This window comes from Gloeomargarita sp. SKYB120 (assembly GCA_025062155.1).
Taxonomy (GTDB): Bacteria; Cyanobacteriota; Cyanobacteriia; order Gloeomargaritales; family Gloeomargaritaceae; genus Gloeomargarita.
This window is the reverse complement of sequence record JANXAM010000040.1, coordinates 1-6,306: the sequence shown is the minus strand read 5'-3', so window position 1 is coordinate 6,306 and position 6,306 is coordinate 1. Positions and strand designations below refer to the sequence as shown.

General features: G+C 59.1%; 5 protein-coding genes and 1 tRNA gene. 1 reads left to right on the top strand and 5 read right to left on the bottom strand.

Features of this window, described 5'->3' with window-relative positions; translation table 11 throughout:
* From pyk to NZ705_11185, 5 genes are all read right to left on the bottom strand, one after another.
* On the bottom strand, positions 1 to 948 hold a 948-nt coding region (gene pyk, locus NZ705_11205), incomplete at its 3' end, for a pyruvate kinase (protein ID MCS7293515.1).
* 55 nt (positions 949 to 1,003) lie between these two features.
* On the bottom strand, positions 1,004 to 1,891 hold the full coding sequence (locus NZ705_11200; protein MCS7293514.1) for a carbon-nitrogen hydrolase: 888 nt from the start codon (positions 1,889 to 1,891) through the stop codon (positions 1,004 to 1,006).
* Positions 1,892 to 1,913: 22 nt separating this feature from the next.
* Positions 1,914 to 1,995: transfer RNA gene (locus NZ705_11195), tRNA-Leu, on the bottom strand.
* Positions 1,996 to 2,024: 29 nt separating this feature from the next.
* Complete coding sequence (locus NZ705_11190; protein MCS7293513.1) at positions 2,025 to 3,542, bottom strand: UbiD family decarboxylase; 1,518 nt, start codon at positions 3,540 to 3,542, stop codon at positions 2,025 to 2,027.
* 40 nt (positions 3,543 to 3,582) lie between these two features.
* Positions 3,583 to 4,848, bottom strand: coding sequence for a glycosyltransferase family 2 protein (locus NZ705_11185; protein ID MCS7293512.1), 1,266 nt, complete (start codon positions 4,846 to 4,848; stop codon positions 3,583 to 3,585).
* A gap of 152 nt (positions 4,849 to 5,000) precedes the next feature.
* Between NZ705_11185 and chrA the strand changes: the two genes are divergently transcribed.
* Positions 5,001 to 6,158: a chromate efflux transporter gene (gene chrA / locus NZ705_11180; protein ID MCS7293511.1), complete on the top strand. Its 1,158-nt coding sequence runs from the start codon at positions 5,001 to 5,003 to the stop codon at positions 6,156 to 6,158.
* Positions 6,159 to 6,306 lie beyond the last annotated feature (148 nt).

The following is a 6,306-nucleotide window of genomic DNA, read 5'->3' as shown; positions in this document are numbered from 1 at the left end:
GTTCGAGAGCATCACCGCATCAGTGCCATCCAGGATGGCGTTGGCCACGTCCGAGACTTCTGCGCGGGTGGGTCGGGGCGAATGGACCATGCTGTCGAGCATTTGCGTCGCCGTGATCACCGGAATCCCCAGGCGGTTGGCGGTGGCAATTAGGCGCTTTTGCAACAGGGGCACCTCTTGCGCCGGCATTTCCACGCCCAAGTCGCCCCGCGCCACCATCACTCCGTCACACACCGAGAGCACCGCCTCCATCTGGGCGATGGCCTCGTGTTTTTCAATCTTGGCCACCACTGGCACCCGGTGACCGTGTTGGGCGATGATGTCCTTGAGTTCCAGCACATCCTCGGGGCTGCGCACAAAACTCAACGCCACCCAGTCCACGCCCTGTTCCAGACCAAACAGCAAATCCTCCCGGTCTTTTTCCGTGAGCGCTTTCACCGACAGGGATACGCCTGGAAAATTCACCCCCTTGTGGTTGGAGAGCACGCCACCGACGGTCACCCGGCAGTACAACTCTTTCGTGTCGGGTCGGACCTCTTCCACCCGCATTTCCACCCGGCCATCGTCGAGGAGAATCGTTGCGCCCACCGGCACCTCGTCCGCCAACCGGTCGTAACTGACATAGCCGCGCTCAGTGGTACAGGGCACCGGTTCGCTGGTGAGAATGTACGTGCTTCCCGTCGGCACCACCACACTTCCGTCGGGGAACTTGCCCAGGCGAATTTTGGGGCCTTGCAAATCCTGGAGGATGCCAACTGGGCGGTTGAGTTCGTAGGACAGTTGCCGAATAAGACGGATATGGCGCTGGTGGTCCGCATGGGTGCCGTGGGAAAAGTTCAGGCGAAAGGTATTCACCCCCGCTTCGATCATCGCCCGCAGGATTTCGGGTGTGCTGCAGGCCGGGCCAACGGTTGCCACAATTTTGGTACGTCGAAACGGGACGTCCATACCCACCCCAGATGGATCACACGCATTTGATTGTACGTGATCGGCAACACCACATTTAGGGCAGCAGAAAGCGCTGGGTCAACGGCTGGTAACTCTCAATGCGCCGGTCCCGCCAGAACGGCCATCCCCGGCGTTGGGTTTCAATCTGGTCAAGGGATAGGGTTGCAGTCAAGACGGCTGCTTGGTCCACCGGCCCCCGCACCAGCACTCGCCCATCCGGCGCGCACACAAAACTTTGCCCCCAAAATTCGATCCCCTCCCCTTGGCCGTTGGGGGTTGGTTCCCAGCCCGCTCGATTCACCGCGACCACAAAACACCCGTTAGCGATGGCATGACCCCGCTGGATGGTTTCCCAGGCGTCGTGTTGGGCCGCGCCCCGTTCCGCTTTCTCCGCCGGATGCCAGCCAATCGCCGTCGGATAAAACAGGATGTCTGCACCTTGCATCGCCGTCAGCCGCGCCGCCTCGGGATACCACTGGTCCCAGCACACCAGCGTCCCCACCCGCCCGTAGGTGGTCGTGAATACCTGATAGCCCAAATCCCCCGGCGTGAAGTAGAACTTTTCGTAATACAGGGGGTCATCGGGGATGTGCATTTTCCGGTACTTGCCTAGATACCCTTGCCGCCCGTCTAAGACCACTGCTGTATTGTGGTAAAGTCCCGGCGCCCGTTTCTCAAACAAACTAGCAATGATGACAATGTCGAGCTGCTGCGCCAGCGCCCGCAACCATTCAGTAGTCGGGCCGGGAACGGGTTCCGCCAGGTCAAACGCTGCCTCGTCCTCTGTCTGGCAGAAGTAGCGACTGCGGAACAACTCCGGCAAGCACACAATCTGCGCCCCTTGAGAAGCGGCCTCGGCAATCATCTCCCTGGCCTGGGCGTCATTCACCTGGGGGTCGGCGTCGCACACCATTTGCACCAACCCCACCGTCACCTGTCCCATGCGTTGCGTTCCCCTCTCTCTATGCGGAACCCGAGACTCGAACTCGGAAGCCTTGCGGCACTAGAACCTGAATCTAGCGCGTCTACCAATTCCGCCAGTTCCGCTTCACCTGCAATCTTTAATTATCGCTCTTTTATTTTAGCCCGTCAATTTCGTAGCCGAACAGGCGGGGATTCACCTCTGTCAACGCCAGGTCCGCCAGTCCATATTCCGCCCAGCGCCGGGTCACCAAGGCGGCAACCTCCGGGTCTGATGTCAAAGGGGGACTCCAGGGGCGGTCCGTTTCCGGCGGGATTTTCGTGGTAGCGTCAATGCCCATGCGACTCCCCAGCCCCACCTTGGGACAGGCGAAATCCAAACTGTCAAAGGGCGTATCGGGCAGGATAAACACATCCCGCTGCGGGTCCACCTTGGAACTGATGGCCCAGACCACCTGGCGCGGGTCGCGGATATTGATGTCCTTGTCCACCACAATCACGAATTTGGTGTAAGTGAACTGGGGCAAAGCGCTCCAAAACGCCAAAGCCGCCCGCCGCGCTTGACCCGGATAGGCTTTGTCAATGGCAAGGATGGCCACTTTATAGCTCAAGGCCTCCATGGGCAGGAAAAAGTCCACAATTTCCGGCACCTGTTTGCGCAGGATGGGGGTATAGATCCGGTTCAGGGCAATGGCAATCAACGCCTCTTCCTTAGGGGGACGACCGCTAAAGGTGGTGGCGTAAATAGGGTCCTGGCGGTGGGTCAGGCAATGCACCCGAATCAGGGGCGAATCCTCGACATCGCCGTAATAGCCCATGTGGTCGCCAAAGGGGCCATCGGGCGCCACTTCCCCCGGTGTAATCGTTCCTTCTAGCACGATCTCGGCGTGGTCCGGTACCTCCAAATCCAGGGTCTTGCAACGGGCCAGATGCACCCCGCTTCCCCCGTACAGTCCAGCAAACAACCACTCCGACAATTCCACCGGAATCGGGGTCGCCGCCGCCAGGATGAGCAATGGGTCAACGCCTAGCGCAATAGCCACTTCCAGCTTTTGTCCCCGCTGCGCCGCTTTGCGGAGATGACGCGCGCCCCCCCGCACCGACAACCAGTGCACCGACAGGGTATTTTTGGATTGCAATTGCAACCGGTAAATGCCCACATTCGGTGTGCCGGTTTCACAGTCCTTGGTAATCACCAGCCCAAGCGTGATCACCTTGCCCGCATCTCCTGGATAGGGCCGGATCAGGGGCAATGCCGTCAAATCCACCTGTTCCCCGTGCTTGACCACCTGCTGGCAAACCGGAAAAAAACTGGTGACGGGTTTGGCCTTCATCACATCCCACAACAACTTGCCAAATTCCAGAAACTCACCGGGATGTTTGGGCGGTTTCGGTTGTTGCAACTGGCTGAGTTTTTGACCGAGCGTTTCCAGCTCCTGCGGGTGTTCCATGTGCATCGCCCAGCAAACCCGCTCCAGCGTGCCCAGCAAGTTAATGGCCACCGGCATCCGCGACCCCTTGACATTTTCAAATAGCAGCGCTGGTCCTCCTGCCTGCAACACCCGCTGGGCAATTTCTGCCAGTTCCAAATCCGGGTCCACCAGCGCCTTGATCCGCCGTAGTTGCCCCCGCTGTTCTAACAACTGTAAAAATCCCCGCAAATCCCGCGCCATGATTGCGTCCTGGTGAGCTGTTTTTTTATTGTAACGATGCCTATTGTCCCGGCGACCAGGCCCCCCGGCGCGTCACCACCCACTCGCGCCGTCCCGTCAACTGGTGATAGACCGCCGCCAGACACACCAGATTCTTGAACAACGAGTACACCGGCAGGGCGAGACAATACAGCAACGAATCCCAGCCATTCCAAGGCGACAGGGCGCTCCGTCCCTGATAGGCCACAAACACCTGGTACGGGCCGCTGACCAGCAACAACGTGGTAATCCAGCCCAGCCACTGCACCGCCGGCGCCGGCAGCGAGTTCCAATTCGCCAACTCCTGCATCAACACCAGCGGGTAATAGAGAATCGTGAAATGCAGCGCCATGCCGCAGACCAACATGCAGAATAAATAGATTTTCTGACCCAGCCCCAGGTAGGGCGACCGGAGAATCGGCCAGGCGTACTTCAAGCCCACCTGAAGCCATCCTTGCGCCCACCGCCGCCGTTGCGACCAAAGCGCTCCCCCATCCACCGGCGCCAATTCCGTGGCAATCACGTCCCGGTCGTGGATGATACGATAGCCCTGGATCAACAATTTCACCGTCACGTCAATGTCTTCGGTGAGCATCTTGGGATTGAACCGCACGCGCCGCAGCACCTCTGTGCGCCAGTAACCGTTCGACCCACCAAAAATCCCCAAATCCGCCAGCAGCGACCGCGCCGGGTGACTCACCCCGTATAAGTGCTCGAACTCCACTGCCACCACCCGCGTCAACAAGTTTTGGCGGGCATTGCGGATGATATTGCGCCCCTGCACCACGTCGTACTGTCCCCCCGCCAGCCAGCGCCATGCCCGTCGCACGCTTTCCGGCATCGGTTTCAAATCCGCATCGAGTATCAAGGTCATTTCCCCCGTCACCCAGCAGACCGCCGCATTGAGATTTTCCGCCTTGGAACGGCTCCCTTCCACATGCAGCAATTTCAGTTCGGGATACGCTTGGGCCAGCGCCTGGAGTTGCGTCTCAATAGGCAAGGGCTGGGGACGGTTGTAGGCTAGGATGATTTCCAAACCGGCTTTGGGGCGGGGCAAGGTGGTCAGTAAATGGGTGAGGGTATCCAGAATAATGCCCTGTTCATTGGGCAAGTAGGCCACTACAATCACCGAGTAACGGGGCAATTCGGCATAACGGCAGCGAGGTTGACGGCGCAGGCGGTAATAGGTAATAGTGCGGTAGCCCAACCAGGTGGCAGTGGCTTCAACGATTCCCAAAAGGGCGGCCAGGACAAACAGTACGGTTGTCAGCCACGCCAAGCCGGACATGATAACCACCTCCCTGGCTGTAAGCGGCTGTCGCAACCGTTCATGCCCTGATCACCGTCTCTCCTCACATCCGTATTTACATTAACAGATTGCCTTCGCTCTGGAGATAGGCGTTCATAATGGACTAGGTCTCACCCGCGCGCAGGTGTACAATGGCTCGCCTTGTCGAACTGGCCCAGGTCTTTGCCCGGTTGAGTGTATTTTCCTTTGGGGGGCCAGCAGCGCACCTCGCCCTGATGCAAAAGGAAGTGGTCGAACAGCGCCAGTGGCTGCCAGCGGACGAATTTTTAGACCTGATGGGGGCGGTCAACCTGATTCCTGGTCCAAACTCGACAGAAATGGCGATTTTGATCGGGCTACGACGGGCGGGCTGGGCCGGATGGCTAGTGGCGGGAACAGCGTTCATTTTGCCAGCGGCGTTGCTCACCACGCTGGTCGCCTGGGGCTATCGCGCATGGGGGACGTTACCCCAAATGGCGCCGGTGCTGGCAGGCATTCAACCGGTGGTCGTCGTTCTGATTGCCGATGCTGGGTGGCGCTTAGGGCAAAAGGCGGTGAAAAACACGTGGTTGCTGGGGGTGGGCTTGGCGACAGCGCTATTGTCAGCCTTGGGCATGGGCGAGTTACCGGCTTTGGGCATCGGGGGTCTCCTGGGAATGCTCGGGCAACGACCCAAACCAGCCCGTTCAGCCGCCTGGTGGCCTGCGCTCCCTTGGGCAACGATGCCCGCAACGCCTGCGTCATCGCCGGGTTTGTGGCCGTTGGCGCTGTTTTTTCTCAAAGTGGGAACGGTGCTTTTTGGCGGCGGCTATCTCTTGATTGCGTTTATTGAACGTGACCTGGTAGAGCGCTATGGGTGGTTAACGCAGCAACAATTACTGGATGCGATTGCAGTGGGGCAATTCACGCCGGGGCCAGTGTTATCAACAGCGAGTTTTGTAGGGTTTTTGATTGCTGGTTGGCCAGGAGCAATAGTTTCTACAGTCGCAATCTTTTTGCCGTCGTTTGTCTTCGTTGCGCTGCTCAATCCCCTTATTACTTGGTGCCGGCGCAGGACCTGGACCGGAGCATTTTTAGACGGGTTGAATGTCGCAGCGGTGGCCCTGATTGGGGTCGTGGCAGTACGCTTGGGTTGGCGGATGGGTCTCACCGCATTCACTACCTCTCCCCTCTCTGGCCTGTGGGTTACGGGCATTGCGTTGGTGGCTGGCGTACTGCTGGGGTGGAAGCGCGTACCGCCACCTTGGTTAATTGGGCTGGGGGCACTTTTAGGCGTTGCTGGCTTCGGATTAGGACTAATCCAACCCTAACGTCAAAGCCAGGGGCAAGTTCCGACCAATACACACCACTTGGGTACGCCGGGGTTCGTCAGGACGCCAGGGCCGGTCGTAGTAGGTCTGCAGTCGGGTGCCCACTCCCTGAAGGACTAACCGCATGGGTTTGCCAGCAATGGCCGCC